The organism is Streptomyces sp. NPDC055287, assembly GCF_053646035.1.
Window position 1 is genome coordinate 52,181 of the sequence record NZ_JBSHNE010000034.1, and the last position, 16,803, is coordinate 68,983.

General features: G+C 67.4%; 14 protein-coding genes and 2 pseudogenes. 12 read left to right on the plus strand and 4 right to left on the minus strand.

Features of this window, described 5'->3' with window-relative positions; genetic code table 11:
• The first annotated feature begins 457 nt into the window (after positions 1-457).
• Positions 458-1,349: pseudogene (ku, locus tag ACWIHY_RS32560) on the plus strand (non-homologous end joining protein Ku).
• A gap of 80 nt (positions 1,350-1,429) precedes the next feature.
• Here ku and ACWIHY_RS32565 read toward each other — a convergent pair.
• Entirely contained in the window at positions 1,430-1,699 is a 270-nt protein-coding gene (locus tag ACWIHY_RS32565; RefSeq protein ID WP_454379808.1) for a hypothetical protein, read from the minus strand.
• 101 nt (positions 1,700-1,800) lie between these two features.
• Between ACWIHY_RS32565 and ACWIHY_RS32570 the strand changes: the two are divergent.
• From ACWIHY_RS32570 to ACWIHY_RS32610, 9 genes and pseudogenes are all read left to right on the plus strand, one after another.
• Positions 1,801-2,463 (plus strand): annotated as a pseudogene (locus ACWIHY_RS32570) (IS3 family transposase); the annotation flags it as partial.
• A 337-nt stretch (positions 2,464-2,800) separates the two neighbouring features.
• Positions 2,801-4,630, plus strand: coding sequence for a serine/threonine protein kinase (locus ACWIHY_RS32575; RefSeq protein ID WP_454379810.1), 1,830 nt, complete (start codon positions 2,801-2,803; stop codon positions 4,628-4,630).
• A gap of 190 nt (positions 4,631-4,820) precedes the next feature.
• A complete protein-coding gene (locus tag ACWIHY_RS32580; RefSeq protein WP_454379812.1) occupies positions 4,821-5,192 on the plus strand; it encodes an AAA family ATPase in 372 nt (123 codons plus the stop codon).
• Positions 5,149-5,658, plus strand: coding sequence for an HNH endonuclease (locus tag ACWIHY_RS32585; RefSeq protein WP_454379813.1), 510 nt, complete (start codon positions 5,149-5,151; stop codon positions 5,656-5,658). Before ACWIHY_RS32580 ends, ACWIHY_RS32585 begins: the two co-directional genes overlap by 44 nt.
• Positions 5,659-5,898: 240 nt before the next feature.
• Positions 5,899-7,233, plus strand: a complete 1,335-nt coding sequence (locus ACWIHY_RS32590; protein WP_454379836.1) for a cytochrome P450 — start codon at positions 5,899-5,901, stop codon at positions 7,231-7,233.
• 98 nt (positions 7,234-7,331) lie between these two features.
• Entirely contained in the window at positions 7,332-8,366 is a 1,035-nt protein-coding gene (locus ACWIHY_RS32595) for a terpene synthase family protein (RefSeq protein ID WP_454379815.1), read from the plus strand.
• Between the two features lie 542 nt (positions 8,367-8,908).
• A complete protein-coding gene (locus ACWIHY_RS32600) occupies positions 8,909-9,238 on the plus strand; it encodes a hypothetical protein (protein ID WP_454379817.1) in 330 nt (109 codons plus the stop codon).
• A gap of 54 nt (positions 9,239-9,292) precedes the next feature.
• Positions 9,293-9,550, plus strand: a complete 258-nt coding sequence (locus tag ACWIHY_RS32605; protein WP_454379819.1) for a hypothetical protein — start codon at positions 9,293-9,295, stop codon at positions 9,548-9,550.
• Positions 9,547-9,804, plus strand: coding sequence for a hypothetical protein (locus ACWIHY_RS32610; RefSeq protein WP_454379820.1), 258 nt, complete (start codon positions 9,547-9,549; stop codon positions 9,802-9,804). The genes ACWIHY_RS32605 and ACWIHY_RS32610 overlap by 4 nt, the downstream gene beginning before the upstream one ends.
• Positions 9,805-10,042: 238 nt before the next feature.
• On the opposite strand, the gene ACWIHY_RS32615 is transcribed toward ACWIHY_RS32610, so the two are convergent.
• Complete coding sequence (locus ACWIHY_RS32615) at positions 10,043-10,870, minus strand: sulfite exporter TauE/SafE family protein (protein WP_454379822.1); 828 nt, start codon at positions 10,868-10,870, stop codon at positions 10,043-10,045.
• A gap of 236 nt (positions 10,871-11,106) precedes the next feature.
• On the opposite strand from ACWIHY_RS32615, the gene ACWIHY_RS32620 reads away from it, so the two are divergent.
• Both ACWIHY_RS32620 and ACWIHY_RS32625 read left to right on the plus strand, forming a co-directional pair.
• Positions 11,107-11,589, plus strand: a complete 483-nt coding sequence (locus ACWIHY_RS32620) for a WapI family immunity protein (RefSeq protein WP_454379823.1) — start codon at positions 11,107-11,109, stop codon at positions 11,587-11,589.
• Between the two features lie 659 nt (positions 11,590-12,248).
• Positions 12,249-13,934: a membrane-associated oxidoreductase gene (locus ACWIHY_RS32625; protein ID WP_454379825.1), complete on the plus strand. Its 1,686-nt coding sequence runs from the start codon at positions 12,249-12,251 to the stop codon at positions 13,932-13,934.
• Between the two features lie 517 nt (positions 13,935-14,451).
• Here the strand turns inward: ACWIHY_RS32625 and ACWIHY_RS32630 are convergent.
• On the minus strand, positions 14,452-15,708 hold the full coding sequence (locus tag ACWIHY_RS32630; RefSeq protein WP_454379826.1) for an MFS transporter: 1,257 nt from the start codon (positions 15,706-15,708) through the stop codon (positions 14,452-14,454).
• Entirely contained in the window at positions 15,705-16,322 is a 618-nt protein-coding gene (locus ACWIHY_RS32635; RefSeq protein ID WP_454379828.1) for an ArsR/SmtB family transcription factor, read from the minus strand. Before ACWIHY_RS32635 ends, ACWIHY_RS32630 begins: the two co-directional genes overlap by 4 nt.
• Between the last annotated feature and the right edge of the window lie 481 nt (positions 16,323-16,803).

Genomic DNA, 16,803 nt, shown 5'->3' on the forward strand with positions numbered 1-16,803 from the left:
GCCCCGGAGGCACTTTGCCGCCCCACCGCCCACCCGGTCATCAGCAGGGGCCGGAACGTCTCCCGACAGCCACGATGTACAGCAGCTCGGTAGCGCAGCTGGCGGCGGCCTTCCCCGGAACGGCAGCCCCGCCTTCATCTGCGGCTTGTTTTCCTGCCACCTGGCGCTTCCAGCACCTGCCGTGCTCCTGCGGTGCTCCTGCGGTGCTCCTGCGGTGCTCCTGCGGTGCTCCTGCGGTGGCACTGTCGCGGTGCACCCGCACACGGGGAAGGTGTGGGAACAGCCGTTACCGACTCACTTGCGGCAGGCCGCTGCCCGAGACCGTCATCCACGGGGACGAGAAACATGTACCGAAAGCAGTCCGCTCCCGGTTGACTGTCCTTGTTGACGAGACTGAACCTTACGTACCTTAGCCAGTCACCCTCACCTGACCTGGGATGGGCGCGAGGTGTAGATAATGCTGCCTATCAAGGTCCTGCGGGCCACCGAGAACCACAACATCAGCTTCCACCAGTACCACCAGGCCGACATGGGCCGGATCCGGTACCAAAAGATCTGTGAACTGGACGGGCAGGTGCTCGACCAGAGCGAGATCGGGCGCGGCTATGAGGTCAGGAAGGACACCGTCGTCGAGGTCACCGATGAGGATCTCGACAAGATGCCGTTGCCCACGGCGAAGGCGATCGACGAGGTCGCGTTCGTGCCGGCCGAGAGCATCGACCCGCTGCGCATCGGCGAGAGCTACTACCTGGCCGCCGACGGGCAGGTGGCGGCCAAGCCGTACACGCTCCTGCGCCAGGCCCTGGAGCGCTCCGGCAAGGTAGCCGTGGCCAAGTTCGCGTGGCACAACCGCGAGCGCCTGAGCCTGCTGCGGATCAAGGGCGACGCGATCGTCTTGCACCCCATGCGCTGGCCGGACGAGATCCGCTCCCCCGCCTCCCTCGCCCCCCAGGGAGGTCGAGGTTGACGACGCGGAGATCGAGACGGCCATCGACCTCATGGAGGTGATGGCCACCGACGACATCACCGGATTCCGCGACTATTACCGCGAAGCCCTTGAAGATCTGATCCGCGCCAAGGCCGAGGGTGCGAAGCCCGAAGGGGCTCAGCCCGAGCCGGCCGCGCCTCCCGTCGTCGACCTCATGTCCGCACTGCTCAAATCCGTGGAGTCGGCCCGCCAGGCCCGCGGCGAGGACCAGGACGGCGCGGGCGGCGATGATGCGAGCGTCCATGACATGGCCGGGCACGTGGAACGCAAAGCCGCGAACGCGCCCGCCAAGAAGGCGGCCAAGGCCCCGGGCAAGAAGTCGGCGGCCAAGAAGACGACAGGGCGTAAGTCCAGCGCCTAGGCCAGCCCGTCTTACTCGAGGATGCCCAGTTCCGTGTCCGGGCGGCACAGGGTGCAGGACCCCGTCGTGCAGGACCTGGATCACGTCCTGCCGGATGATCGCCTTGCTGCGGACCTCGCTTCGCCCATGGAAGACCCGCCGACGGGCACGGCGACGGGCGTGTGCCCGTTGATGCTGATCTCCAGCGTCCATGCCGCCGGCGGTTTCTGCCGGGCGATCTTCTCGTGGATGACGGCCTGCTGCTCCAGGTGCCGGATCCGCTCCCGCACCCGGGCCAGGACCGCGAGCAGGAAGGTCTCCAGCACGCGCAGCCGCGGCAGGTCCGGTGGGAGGTCAAACGGTGCGGACATGGCGGTGCCCCGCCTTCAGGTATCGGTAGGAGCGCCAGCGGCTGCCACTGCGCGAGATCACGCCCTGCTGCTCAAGCCGCTTGAGCTGATACTGCACAGAGGAGGTGCTGGACAAGCGTGTCGCGAGAATCATGCGGACCATCGGCCTTGAAGGCGTCCGCCTGCGGCGCCGGCACCGCACCACCGTCGCGGACCCGGCCGCGGCGAAGGCGCCGGACCTGATCGGCCGCGACTTCACCGCGACCGCGGTGAACGCGAAGTACGTCGGTGACATCACGTACTTGCCGGTCAACGGCGCGAAGCCGCTCTATCTCGCGACCGTGATAGACCTGTGTTCCCGCCGCCTGGCCGGGTGGGCCATCGCCGATCACATGCGCACCGAGCTCGTCATCAACGCACTCCAGGCCGCCGAGCGGACCCGCGGGAGCCTGTCCGGGGCGGTGATGCACACCGATCACGGCTCGCAATATACGAGTCGAATCTTCGCCGAAGTCTGCAGGTCAGCAGGGGTGCGGCAGAGCATGAGCGCGGTCGGGTCCAGCGCGGACAACGCCGCCGCCGAATCGTTCAACGCCAGCTTCGAAAGAGAGACGTTGAAAGGCCGAAAGGGCTGGTCGAGCGAGCGTGCGGCCCAACTCGACGCCTTCCGCTGGCTGACCCGATACAACACCCGACGCCGGCACTCCCGCCTCGGACAGCGATCACCGATCGCCTACGAGAACACCTTCCAAACAACATCAACTACCCTGGCCCGAGCCGCATAGACGTGTTCAAGATCCGGGTCAAGGCCCAAGGACACCGCAAGGGGTCACCCGTTCCGTTCGGTGATCAGGTGGTGCACTGGGCGCGCCCGCACACCGACGCGTAATCCACCAAGCGCCACTTGGTGGGCATCGACGTCAACGTGGCGTACACGGCGGGAGCGAACGGCACCATCGTGGGCCTTGCCGGACTATGCGGCGGGTGAGCACTCCTGGCAAGCCGCGACTGATGACGCTGAGTGAAGCCGCCGCGACGGGCGCCGACGCGGGCGGAGGTCTATTCGTAGTCCCTCCTCCCCTGTGCCGTTGCCCGGGGCGCCGTTCGATCAATCCTCCGCTCGTGACCGACCCGGAGAACCGCTTCGAAGCCGCCAGGTGTCGGCTACGCGATACCGTTCGCAAGGAGCGCGCGACCGCCTCCGCACTCATTCGTTGGAGAACTGCCTTGAGCTCTGTGATCAGCCCGCTGCTGCCCGGCGACCCGCCGCAGGTCGCCTCGTACAGGGTGGTGGGCCGACTCGGCTCGGGCGGCATGGGCACGGTGTACGCGGCGTTGGATGAGCACGCGCACAGGGTGGCCCTCAAAATGGTGCACCCTCAGTTCGCCGCTGATCCGCAATTTCGCGCCAGGTTCCACCGGGAGGTCGGTGTGCTCCGGCGGGTCTCCGGACCGTGCCTGATTCCCTTCATCGACGCCGACCCGGCAGCCGACATCCCTTGGCTGGTAACCGAGTACGTGCCCGGCCCCACGTTGCACGAGCACCTGACTGCGCACGGCCCACTGTCCGGGGTCCAACTGCACCTGTTCGCGGCCGGAACGGCAGCCGCGCTCACTGCCATACACGCAGCCGGGGTCGTCCACCGCGACCTCAAGCCGGCCAACGTGATCCTTTCCCCACACGGCCCGCGCGTCCTCGACTTCGGCATCGCCCATGTGGCGGATGGAACCGCGGTCACCCACACGGGCGTCACAACCGGCACCCCGGGCTGGATCAGTCCTGAGCAGTACCGGGACGGCATCGCCGACAGTCTTGGTGACGTCTTCGCCTGGGGTGCGCTCATCGCCTACGCCGCCACCAATCGACCCGTGTTCGGGACAGGAGCCCCGGACGTGGTCGCTTACCGAGTGCTGCGCGAGGAACCCGACCTCGAAGGCGTACCTCAGGCACTCCGGGGAGTGATCGGCTCCTGTCTGGCCAAGGAGCCCAACCAGCGCCCCACCGCCAAGGATCTTGCGGACGCTACCTCGGAACTGATCAGTAACGCGGCGACTCAAGTCCTCCCCGTCGTTCTTGAGCAGCCGACAGCAGTCGATGATCTGATCGCCACACAGTGGTGCATACCCACCGTTGAAGATCCCGCGTGGGCCTCGAGCGCCAAAGCGCAGTTGACGAGGCGTAGAGTTTGGATGCGCCGCGGAGCGTTTGTCGCCGGCGCGGCAGCCGTAGGCTCTCTCGGCGCGGTGCTCCTAACCCTCCTCCCGCCCGATGCCACACCCCAGAGGCCGACAGCGAAGTCCACCGCATCAACCGCTCAGCCGCAGCACGCCGAGCGGCCGCTGAACCCACAGCGTTCGAACAGCACCGCGACTACCACCACGGCCGCGGTAAAGCCGAGCGCGACGCCGAGCGCCTCCTCCCTCGCGCAACTGACCCGGACCGAGGTCCACACCATCGCCCCGTGGGCCATCGGCGGCCACGCCCCCGCCAAGGGAATCGTAGTAACCGGCGACGCCATCGGGTCGTGCTTCAGCAGCTCCACCAAGACGCAGCGCACGGACGCATGGCGCTGCACCCACGACAGCACCCTTCTCGACCCCTGCTTCGCTCCGGACGTCGGCCCGGATCACCCGGTGCTCCTGTGCATGGGAGCCAGCCCGAACCACATGATGCGCCTGACGCTCACCGAAACACTGCCCGGGAACAACTTCCACATCCCTGGCGGTCCCGTACCAACGCCCTTGGTCATCGAGCTCGCCAACGGGAAACGGTGCGAGTTTGCTGGTGGTGCCACCGATTCGCTTGCCGGCCAGCGCCTCAACTACCTCTGCAATGGTGGCGGAAGCGTGTACGGAGATCCGGACCAAGACCACCCACTCTGGACGGCCGCCTACCGGCCAGATCAGGCAAACACCACGGTAAGCACTCCGGTCAAGGCCGCCTATCAGTAGGCCCCCAGCTGACCTGTACGGGGCTCTACGCCTCATGTCGTCGCCTGAGCCCTGCGTAGCGAATGCGCGGGGGTGCAGCGTCCTGCGGCGATAGCGCATGTAGGACAGGGGGCCATCCCCGTGTGTGCGGGGAGCAGGCGGCCCCGAGCCACTTGAGCTCGATCCCGCCGTTCTCGTCGACGAGGCGGGCATGGCCAGCACCCTCCTCCTCGACCAGGTCCTCGCGGACGCGTCCGCCGCCGGTGCGGTGGTGCGGCTGCTGGGCGACCCGCACCAACTCGCCGCCGTCGAGGCTGGCGGAGCCCTGCGGCTCATCGCAAGGGCCGGCGGCGCCATCGAACTGAACCGTCTCCACCGCTCCCGGGTTCCCGGCGAGGCGGGCGCTTCCCTCGTCCTAGGCGACGGTGGGGACAGCCGGGCCGTCTTCGCCTGGTACCAGGACAAGGGCCGGATCGTCGCCGGAAACCACGAGGCGATGTGCGACGCGGTGTTCACCGCCTGGGCCAATCGCCTCGCTGATGACGGCCGCCGACAACGCCACCGTCACCGCCCTCAACACTAGGGGGCAGACCTGGCGCATCACCGCCGGCGACGACGACACGACGAGCGTTGTGAAGCTGCGTACAGGGCAGCGGGCGCACGTGGGCGACATCCTTGTCACACGCCAAAACCGTCGCCGCATGACCGAGCGCGCCGGGCGGGACTTCGTGAAGAACGGCGACACCTGGGCCGTCGCGCACATCCTGCCCAACGGCGAGGCCGTGGCCCGCCACACCCAGCACCGGCCGGATCAGCTGCCCGACGACTACCTCGCCGCCCAGTGTGTGGTGTGCGGGTCGACGTCCGAGTTGCAGTTCGACCACGTCATCCCAGTTGCCATGGGTGGTGGCAGCGGTCCTCAGAACCTGCAGTTGCTGTGTGGCAGCTGCAATCGCCGTGAGGGCGCTGGCCTGGCTGGGCTAGCGCCAGCAGGTACTCGAGCATGCCTAACTCGCCATGATCAACTTCCTCTAGAGGCGATGATGTGACTGGCCGTGTGACTTCGAGCCGTACATGGCGGGCCACTGAGGAGTCAGGGATCATCCTGCGCCGTTCCTCGTGGTCCCAGCACGCAGAAGGGGGCGCGCCAGGCGTCGGGCGGGGCGTCGCCGCGCGTTTCGTGTTTCTTATGCGGGGTGGGGTGGGCAGTTGTGGTTCGGCGTACTGGGCGGGTGTTACAGGGGGTGGGCGTGGTGGCAGCTCGACAGGTTCAGCGTGTCGCGGGGGGCGTGCCGTGGCTGGGCCACGTGGTCCGGTTGGTGCGTGATCCCCTAGCTTTCCTGGTTTCCCAGCGGGAGGGTCCGGCGGTGGTGAGGCTGCAGCTCGCGGGGCGCCGGGTGTACTTGGTCAACGGCGGGGAGGCGGCCCGTGAGGTGTTGGTGTCGTCGGTGTTCGACAAGGGCGGTCCGTTCATGGACACGGCGCGGCTCCTGGTCGGCAACGGCGTGATCACGTGCAGCAACACGGACCACCGGCGTCAGCAGCCGGTGATGCGGCCCGCGTTCGGCCGGGATCAGGTGGCCCGCTACGCCCCAGTGATGGGCGAGTGCGTCGCGCAGGTGGTCGACGGGTGGCGGGAGGGTGATCGGCTCGATGTGGAGGCGGGCATGTATGGGCTGGCGGCCCGAGTGGTGGCGCGCACGCTGATCGCGGCGCCGGCCGGCCGTGCGGCGGCGGAGGTCATGGGCGGGGCGCTGCCGCTGATGCTGGAGGGGATGTTTCGGCGGATGCTGGTGCCCTGGCCGCTGCTGCACCGGCTCCCACTGCCGGCCAACCGCCGCTTCCAGCAGGCGCAGGCTCGTCTGGAGGTGGCCGTGGGTGAGGTGATCGGGCAGTACCGGGCCAGTCAGGCGCCGGGGGACGATCTGCTGTCCCTGGTGATGGCCGCCGACGATGACGGCCGTCCCCTTGACGACGCGGAGGTTCGTGATCAGGTTCTCTCGGTGCTGGCGGCGGGCGTGGAGACCACGGCCTCGTTGCTGGCCTGGACTCTGCACGCGCTGGCCGCACGCCCGGATGTGGAGCGTCGGCTGTGGGCGGAGCTGGATCGCGAGCTCGAAGGACGGTCTCCCGTCTTCGCCGACATTCCGCGCCTGTCCTACACCCGGCAGGTTCTCCTCGAGGTGCTGCGGCTGTGGCCGCCCACCTGGATGCTCTCCCGCATCACCCTGGAAGAGACAGTGCTCGCGGGGTTCAGCGTTCCCGCGGGCGCAGATGTGATCGTCTCCCCCTACGCCCTCCAACGCGACCCGGCCGTCTTCGACGACCCTGAGACTTTCGACCCCGACCGGTGGTTCCCCGAACGCGTCACCGCGGCCCAGCGGCAGGCGTTCACGGTGTTCGGAGGCGGGCGCCGCAAGTGCCTGGGCGAGCAATACGGCATGACCGAGGCCGTCCTCGCCCTCGCGGCGATCAGCAGCCACTGGCAACTACGCGACACCGGCGCCGCTGCACTGCAGCCGCTGCCCCGCTTCCTCCTCACCCCCAAAGCCGGCCCCCTCGTTCTCACCCGCCGCACAGCCTTAACAGGCGGACACCGCACCGGCGCGGGAGTCCAGGAGTGAAGGCCCTCGGCCACGCCGAAGACGGTGCCGCCCCGATTCCACACCCAGCCTTCGGGACTAGCATCTCGGGCCCGGGTGAGGACTACCCGTGGTTCCGCATGCCGCTCTTCCCCCGGTTCGCGCCTGCTCGGCGCCGCCCCGGCCTCGAGACGCTGGAGCAGCGTTGCGCGGCCCGCCTCGCCGGGCTCCTCGGCGACGCGTTCACCAGCCAGGAGGAGCTGGAGGTGTTCCTGGAACACCGCACCAGCCTATGGAACCTGCTCACCTACGCCGATGCTCGCGAAGACCGCATCGAGGTGGTCTGCGCCTGGATCGATGTCCTGTTCGCCTTGGATGACGTCCTCGCCCACGCCCCGGCATCGAGGATCCGGCACCTGGGCATCCACGACCTGCCGACCGTCATCGACTGCAAGACCCCCGGCCTGGACACTGTCTTCGCCCGCGCGTTCGGGCATCTGCGCGAACAGACCCTGCCTCTGGTGCCCGCACCGCTCTGGCAGCGCTACGCGCGGACCCTGCACGAGTTCCTGCACGCCTGCCACGCAGAGCGGGGCCTCATCGACAGCCGCGCGGCACTGGATCTGCCCACCTATGAAAGCCACCGCTACCGTTCGATCGGGGAGTGCTGCTTCCCCCTCCTCGAATTCGCTCTCGGGACCGACCTGACTGACCGCCTGGAGGAACTGCCGGAACTGCGCCGCCTCAACAAGCTGGTGGCCCGTCATTGGATCGGCGTCAACGACGTCTTCTCCTACCGTAAAGAGCTCTACAGCGGCGACACCATGAACGAGATCCAGCTCGCGCTCGCCGAGAACGGCGGCAACCTCCAAGCCGCCGTCGACCGCATCGCCGCAACCGTCCACCGCGTCGAAGCCGAGTTCGACGAGATCACTGCCACGCTCCGCGTCGGCCCGACCGGCCAGGACAGCGTCCTCCTCGCGTACTTGGACGCGCTGGAGGCGATGATCGCGGGGAACCTCGAATGGTCCTACCTCACCCCCCGCTACAACGGCCGCGGCCACACCTGGAACGGTCTGACCGACGCCACCGTCATCCTCACACCCGACCGCACCCTGTACCTGCCCCACACGCACACCCAGCCCAGGACCCAAACAGTCGCCAATCCCCACTGACGCCCCGGCCGCCTCCGGCAAGCAATCCGAGCACCGCTATCCCGGGACGAGGATCCGTCGTGCGTGTGGCCGCCGGAAGGTCCGGTAGCGTCCGCCGGCCACGACCAAGCCAGGAGACGAGGATGCACGAGGTGATCCTCACAGCCTGCGTAATGAGGCGATCTCGACCGTCACCCGTCCCCAGCCGGTGGCCCGGCCATGACATCGCCTCTCTGGGCGAAGGATCCGCACCGGCGGCGGTCGCTCCGAGGCGCGCGTCGATGCCTGAGGTGTGCCCGTTCTCGCCGTGCGCGTGCACCTGTGCACGCTTACGGCTGCGCCGCCGACTTCGTCGTGACCGAATCTCGGCACACCTCAGGCATTACGAATGTTTCACCATGCGTCCGTCGGCGGTCCGAAACGGCTGCGTTCATGCGCTCGTGGTTGCCGGTGTCTTGGGACGCCCGATGCATGCTGGGCCGTGGTACCGCACATCGCGCGTGCCGCGACGGCCGAGCAGGACGCGTGACCTGCGTCCCGTGACAGGTGAGGGGCATCGGGTGGTGGACGACCAGCGAGCGGATCTGCCGCCTGGCACGGAGGCCGGCGCCCTGGCGGACCGTCTGAAAGAGCGCATCTATGCGACCATCACGATGATCGCTGTGGTCGTCGGTCTGTCTTCCGGTGATGTGGGTTCCCTCGGCGCTGTCGCTACGGTCCTCACGACCGCTCTGGGGCTGTGGCTCGCGGCGTTGGTCGCCGACCAGCAGGCGCACCGCACAGTCCACCGACACCTCGCCACCGGCCACGAGCTGCGCCGCATGCTGTACGTCAGCAGCCCACTTCTGTCGTGCGCCGTGGGTCCTCCGGCCGCTCCTTGGCCCGTGCGGTAGGGCACAGGTACGCCCGCCCTCCCACCCCGCGTAGCGAATCGCTAGAATTCTGCTATGGCTACGACTCAGTTGAACGCACGAGTGCCCGAGGAACTGGCGGAGCAGGTGAGGGCCGCCGCGGCACGTGCTGGCATGAGCATCGGCGACTACGTCAGCGACGTGCTGGCCGCCGACCAGGCCGCGGCCTCCGGCAGCCCCGCCCTCAGGGAGGCCCGCGCGCAGATGCACGCTCTCGCGGCCTACAAGAAGTGGAAAGCCACCGGCCAGTCCGAGGAGGGCGCCATGGACATGAGCGAGGTCTTCGGCGCGTGACGGCCATCCCTGTCCGCTTCGCCGCGAACGTAGGCGAGACGATCAAGAACCTGCCCGTCCCGGACAGGGAAGAACTCCACAACGCCGTACTGCGCGCCTGCTCCGACCCCTGGTCCTGGCCCCAGGCCGACAAGTACGAGATGAACGAGATGAACGAGACGGTACGCGTCATCACGACAAGCGCCGCCATCGTCCACTACGTAATCCTCATGGGCCCCAACCCACACCTGTGGGTCTTCGCCATCACCGTCTGACTCTCCACCACGGGCACCGACGAAGCCCAGCGGCACTCTGAGCGCCTGGCTGCGGCCCGCCTGCTGTCCGGGACGCAACTGCCGCCGAAACGCCCCCGTGTGCCACATGCCGAAGCCCTGCCAAGCCCTGGCGCTAGCACACACCACCGGTGCGACTGACGCGTGCGGACTCGGCACGATCAAGACGGGCCGGCTAGGTCAGCCCGTCAGTTGGCGGCTGGGCGGGGCGGCAGCGCGGTCAGTCGTGGCGGGCGAGCTTGACCGCGGAAACGAGCAGGATCACGGCCAGTAGGGGGATGAGGACCAGGTCCGGGAACACCCCCAGGAGCAATCCGCCCAGCACCGCGCCGGCGACGGACCCCGCGGCCATGATCGTGGTGAAGCGGATGTTGGCGCCAAGGACGGCGAAGCTGCCGTCGCGGCTGTAGCGGGCGAAGGCGACCAGCATGGTCGGCAGGGAGACCAGCAAAGAGAGGCTTCCGGCGGTCTTGATGTACTCGCCGAACAGCAACACGATCGTCGGGATCAGCAGCTCCCCGCCAGCGACGCCCATGATCGCGGCGACCACCCCGATGCCGAAGCCGGCCACGACACCGGAAGGGATCTGGGCCCAGAGCGGCAGCGCGAGCGTGTCCAGGGCGGTGGTGTGGGTGACCACCAGGGCGGCGGCCATGAGGACCATCAGGACGGCCAGCACCTTGTAGAGGGTGGCCGAACGCATGCGGACCGCCCAGCTCGCTCCAGCCCAGGCTCCGAGGAGGCTGCCCGCCAGCAGGTTGACCGCGACCGGCCAGCGTGCGGCGACCTCGGCGGCCGGGACCGCCGCGAAGCGGGCGGGCAGCGCGATCAGGACCACGATCAGGCTCATCGCTTTGTTCAGGATGACGGCCGACAGCGCAGCGAACCCGAACAGGCCGATCAGCAATGGCAGGCGGAACTCCGCGCCGCCCAAACCGATCATCCCGCCCAGAACACCGATGGCCGCCCCCGCGCCGAACACCACAGGCGCTGAGCGCGTCGATCGGAGAGGGACTAGGTTCTGGTCAGCAGCCACGATGGGCATCATCGCTGGGAGCCACTCCTGCCTGCTACGGCACCACCCCACCTTCAGGCGAAGCCACCGAGTGCCCACTCAGTAATCGTCCTGTCCTTTGACAAGGAAGTTGGTCCAGAGCGGCACTCTGACCTGGAGCGACTGAGTTGGATGTCAAACGACGCGTCTTACCCAACTCGCCCACGGGGTTGTACTGAGGTGTTTGAGGGACTGTGCAACGCCGAGAGGGTCCGTGACACCCTGGGGCAATGCTTCTGGGCGATCATGCAAGCAGTGTCGAGCTCTGCCCGCTGCGGTACCAGTTCTCCGAGGTCCGCGGCGACTCATACGATGACAACTGGCTGGTCATCCGCGGCACGGTGACGACTCCGGAGGGCATCTGGACTTTCGCTGATCCTTGTCTGCTGACCGATGAAGCCCGTGAGATGTCCGCTTGGCTGCGCGCGGTGGCTGCGGGGTCGGTTGCGGTGACCGGGCCTGATACCGACGGCTGGCTGTCCCCGGACACGTGGTTCGTCGAGCCGGTCCTGGCCTTCAGCCTCGTCGATCGAAGCGAGGGCGGTGCGGTGATTCGCGTGCACCTGTCCATGGAGGCGGCACCCCCATGGCAGCAGGGTGAAAACGGAGCAGACATCTACCAGTACTTCGTGGAGGCCCGGGTAGATACAGCTGCTCTGCTTCACGCAGCTGACCAGTGGGATCTTGCTCTGGCTTCATTCCCTACCCGCTGATCAGTGTCAACTCACCAGGACACGATCGACAGGATGTGGTCTGCGGCTCCTTGATCGAAATTCGACTGGGCTAGGCCGTGCCCTTCGGAGCATGTCGCGCCCGGTGCCCAGTCCTCCTGGCCGCCTGAGCGGGGAGCGTGGGATACCCGTCCAACGACACTGCCGGGCATGATCGGCGCGTGTCATGATCTGCGAATGAGCGAGTATTCCTGGCCCGAAGAGAACGGCTGACGCACGCCCGTCGCGGGCTCGGCCTGGAGTGAGACCCTTCGCGTCCTGCCCGTCGCTAGTGAGGTCATCGGCCGGCAGCCGTTCGGTGTCTTCCTCTCCATCGTAGGCTGCCCCGACGCCGTGGGCTAGGTTCGCTGGCAAGGAGGTCAAATCGACTGGGATCACTGTCAAACGCCTCGATTGAATGACAAAGGACACGTCCAGACCTCCGAGTACGACCGAGCTCAGTCTGTCCCGTCGAAGTGCATCTGTCAGGTGGCAAGCCGCTGACCTGATGGGGTGGCACGTTGATGGAGAACACCGGGCCTCAGTGTTCTCAACTGACATGGCTTTCGCGGAATCGTGCTCATGGACGGGACAGCTCTGTTGATCGTGGTGACCCCGTAGACCCGTTGACAAAGACCGGCCCGCGTGGCCACAGTCGCGCGATGGAGATCGATGAGCTGACCCCGGCCGAGCTGCGGGTCTGGCAGGCGTTTCCGCGCGGGACCGAGGTCAACTTCCGTACGACCCCCGACGAGGAAGCCACGGCCGGGAATACCTGGGGACCCGAACGCACCCTGCGCGCCGAGGTGTTGCGCACCCTGCTGCTCAACGGGCCTCGCACGGCGGGCGAGACCGCCGTCCTCAAGGTGTCGGGCGCCCGGATCACGGGCCGGCTCGACCTCCAGTACGCGGCCGTCGACTGCCCTGTCCACCTGTGGGCCTGCTACTTCGAGGAAGAAGTCGACCTGTACGGCGCCCAGTTACGCCGCCTCAGCCTCGGCGTCTCCGTCCTGCCGTCGCTGCATGCCACGGCGCTCAGACTCGACGACTCACTGCGCTTGACGCTGTGCCGGGTGCGCGGCCCCGTACGCCTGGCCGGGGCGCGGATCACGGGGGCGCTGTTCCTGGACCGTGCCCGCATCGGCGAACCGGCTCAGGGGGCCGAGGCGACCTCCGCGCCGCTGCCCGACGACGCCTCCGTCCCGCCCATCCCACCTGTCCCGAATCGGCGTCGCGAGGACGTCCTGCAGCTCAACGGCGCCGTGATCGAGGACCACCTCTCGGCACGCGGCCTGACCGTGCACGGCACGCTCCGTCTGTACGGCGCGAGCATCGCGGGCGCCCTCGACCTCGACGAGGCGCAGCTCAACTGCCCCGCGGGCGTGGCCCTGCGCGGCACTGGCCTGGCGGTTGGCTCCGACCTCAATGCCCGGTACCTGACGGCGAACGGCGAACTCTGCCTCAAGGGAGCGACGATCGCGGGCACGCTCCGCCTCAGCGACTCGCGGCTCGACAACCCCACTGACGCCACCCTGCACGCCTCGACGCTCAGTGTCGGCGCGGATCTCAACGCGATGCGGCTCGTCTCGAACGGCCGGATTAATCTGCGCGGTGCGCGCATACCAGGCCAGCTCAATTTTGCCTACGCAACGCTCTCCCACCCGGGCGGTGTCGCTCTGCGAGCCAGCAGCCTGGTCGCCGGTGAACTCTGGTTCCGCGAGGCCCGGCCCATCCAGGGCATGGTCTCACTGCGCCGTTCCCAACTGGATCTGCTCCACATCGCCCCGGAGACCTGGCCCGACGAGGTTCGGCTCGACGGCCTGACCTACACCACACTCGCCCCGCACGAGCTAGCCGAACGCCGGCTGGCGCTGCTGCGCCGGGACAGAGACGGCCACGTCCCGTTCTCGTACGAACAACTCACCGCCGCCTACCGCCGCATCGGCGACGACGGCGCGGCCCGCACGGTCCAACTCGCCAAACAGCGCCGACACCGCGCAACTCTGCCGCCCTACGCCCGCCTGTGGGGCTACGTCCAGGACGCCACGGTCGGCTACGGCTTCCGCCCCGTCCGCGCGGCCTCCTGGCTGTTCTCACTCCTGCTGATCGGCACACTCGCCTACACGGCCGAGCGCCCCCGCGCCCTGAAACCGGACGAGGCCCCGCCCTTCAACGCGCTCTTCTACACACTCGACCTTCTGCTGCCGATCATCGACTTCGGCCAGGAACATGCCTATACGCCGACCAGCACGGGACTCCAGTCGCTGGCCTACGCCCTGATCATCACGGGCTGGGTCCTCGCGACGACGATCGCGGCGGGCGTCACCCGCACGATCAGCCGCCAATGACGAGGAACGGCCGCGACTTACGCCGCGGCCAGCCGATCGGCCTTGGGCCTGGTTTGGGCTCCGGCGCGAGGTTCACCAGGCTGCGGTGCGGCCTCGCCGCCGGGGAGCAGCTCTCGGCCAGGAAGATGTGGAACTACCGAAGCGAGCAACCTTCTGCCAGCTCGGCTCTACATGCCGAAAGCGACCGTGGCGGGTGCAGTGAGAACACGACCAACAAAGTGATACAAAAGCGAAAATAAGCAAAAGCCGCGCCCGGCGCGTGGCGCGATGAGAAGAATCCGACAGCGTGAACGAGAACGAGTGAGAATCCGACAGCTTCAATGCGACATACGGGTCATCACAAGCCCCCCGGCAGCGAGGCGACGTTCCTCTGCTACCGGCCTACTGCACCCATGACCCACCGTCAACAAACCACCGCTAGCAGGTGACCTGCAAGCAAGCCCATTGGACGAAGAAGACCCCGGAAAGTCGAGAACCCCTGCAGTAGCTGATCAGACAGGCGATCCGCAGGGTCTGGTCACTGTCCGGCCGACGATACAGATTTGGGCTCCTGGAGTTCGGCGCGACGCAACACTGAGACGGACAAACCGAGCACACCAGCGAGCAGGCAGATCCCGCCACATCCGGTGAAGAACACTGCCGCTCCCCAGATGGCCACCGTCATGCCAGCGGCGGGGAAGAGCACTGGGGCGAGGCCCAGTGCGCACAGGGTCGTGACTGCGGTGACCCGGCCGAGATACCGGGGATCGGCCTCCGTCTGGATCAGAGCACTGGTCACCGTCGTGGTGATCCCGCTGGTCAGGCCGATCAGCGCGCCGAACAAGACTGCGACAGGTAAGGAGGGCGCGTGCCCCAAGGCGACCGCTCCCGCGGCCGTGACGAACAGCGCTCCGGACATTGCCAGTCCGGCGTGTGGGATGCGGGCACGCACGGTGAGCAGTAGCGCGGCAACTGTGGCTCCGATACTGAACGCGCTCGCGATCCACCCCATGCCAGCGGCGCCCCAACCGCGTTCGTCGGCCAAGAGCACCAGGCCGGCGGCGACTGGACCGCTGAAGCACATCTCGCTCAGCCCGATCACGGTGACCAGTGGTGCGAGCATCCGGTGCTGGCGGATGTAGCGCAGGCCATCGCCTAACTCACCCCAGGCCGAGGCACGTTGACGTATCGGTGGCGGAGATGTCATCCGCACGGTGAGCAGGAGGATCAGCGAGGCGGCGAAGAGGACGCCAGCGGCTGCGAACGTGCCGGCCGCCCCGCCGACTGCCAGTACGGCTCCCGCGATAAGAGGGCCTATGGCGTTGCTCAGCCGGATCGACAGGCCCCGCATCCCCTGGACTCGGGCGAGTTGCTCCGGTGCCGTGATACGCGGTGGAAGTGCGCCCACCGACGGCATGAACACCGCATCGACCACGCCGAAGACCAACGCCACTGGGATCAGCAGCCAGAGGTTCGGTGAGATCAGCGTGACGGCCGCGGCGGCGGTGAGGATCACGATGCAGCGGATTGCGTCGCTGGCGACAGCCACTCGGCGCGGCCCGAACCGGTCGGCTACTACGCCCCCGCCGAGCATGAGCACCGCACGGGGAAGTGCCCCGGCCGCGATCACGAGGCCGACCTGCGATGGACCCGCAGCCCGAGTGGCGGACCACGAGAGGGCGAGGAAGTACACCACGTCGCCAGTGACGGAAGCGGTGTAAGCGGCAAGCCAGCGCAGCACATTGATGTCCCGGTGCGCAGGCCGTACGGACGCGGCTATGTCGTGAGCGGTCATGCGTCACCCGCGCCCAGTTCGACGGTGCCGGGCACCGGAAACGCCTGTACTTGCAGCGACACCGGTGCGGATCCCTGCGGCGCTTCGGTTTCACTGCGCCGGTAGCGGGAGATCACCTCGAAGATCTCGGTCCGCATCCGGTCGACGTCCCCCGGAGTCAGCCACAGGACGAAGTCGCTGTAGGAACTGGCCTCGTACCACTTTGTGGGAAGATGCGGCACTTCCTGCGCAGCCCTTTGCAGGCGATCGATGCAAGCAAGGGCGACCGCGTGTGAGTAAGCGCGTCCAGCTTCGCGCTGCTCCGAAGGTTCGGCCGCCGGCTCATGGACCGATTGGCGGTGCGCGGACTTCCACCATCGCTCGCGTCCGGTGCCGCGATCTGGTTCCTCCACGATGAGCCCGCCTGCTGCAAGCCGACGCAGGTGGTAGCTCGCGGCGCCGGGGTTGATGCCGAGTTCGTCGGCGATCCGACTCGCGGTGGACGGGCCGCGCTGGCGCAGCAGAGTAAGTACGTTCAAGCGCAAGGGGTGGGCGAGCACACGCAGCCTAGCGGTGTCGAGCTGAATGTCCCGTTCCATCCCGGGTTCGGCGGGTGACGCAGACGAAGCGGTCATAGATACAGAGGCTAGACCTACAACAGTTGTTTCAAAAGAGTTGTTGTGAAGAGCTCCTGACAGAACGTAAAACAAGGCCGCGTGAAACACTCCCCACCCGCCAGAACCTGGTCCCGCAGGCGGAGTCAAGGCCGAACAACCTTGACGAGGCCCAAAGGTCGGCCACCATCACGGCACCGGACACAGCCTGCACGCTCCGCAGGCGTTGCTGATTCTCATCGACATTTCCGAACTTGTGATCGCTAAGTGCTGCTGAAAACCGACGACGGACGTTGCTCGCTCCCACCTACAGAGCCACCCAAGGGCGCCAAGGGCTTTGTCGTCGTCCCCCGCCGCTGGGAGTGCACTCTGAGCTGGCTGATGCAGGCCCGGCGGAACGTGCGGGATGAAGCTTCCCCTTGATCTTGGACACCTGGAGACTGGGACGTGAGGTTCCAGAGGAAGTAGTGCCAGGTGGGAAGCAAGTACACGAAGCGGTACT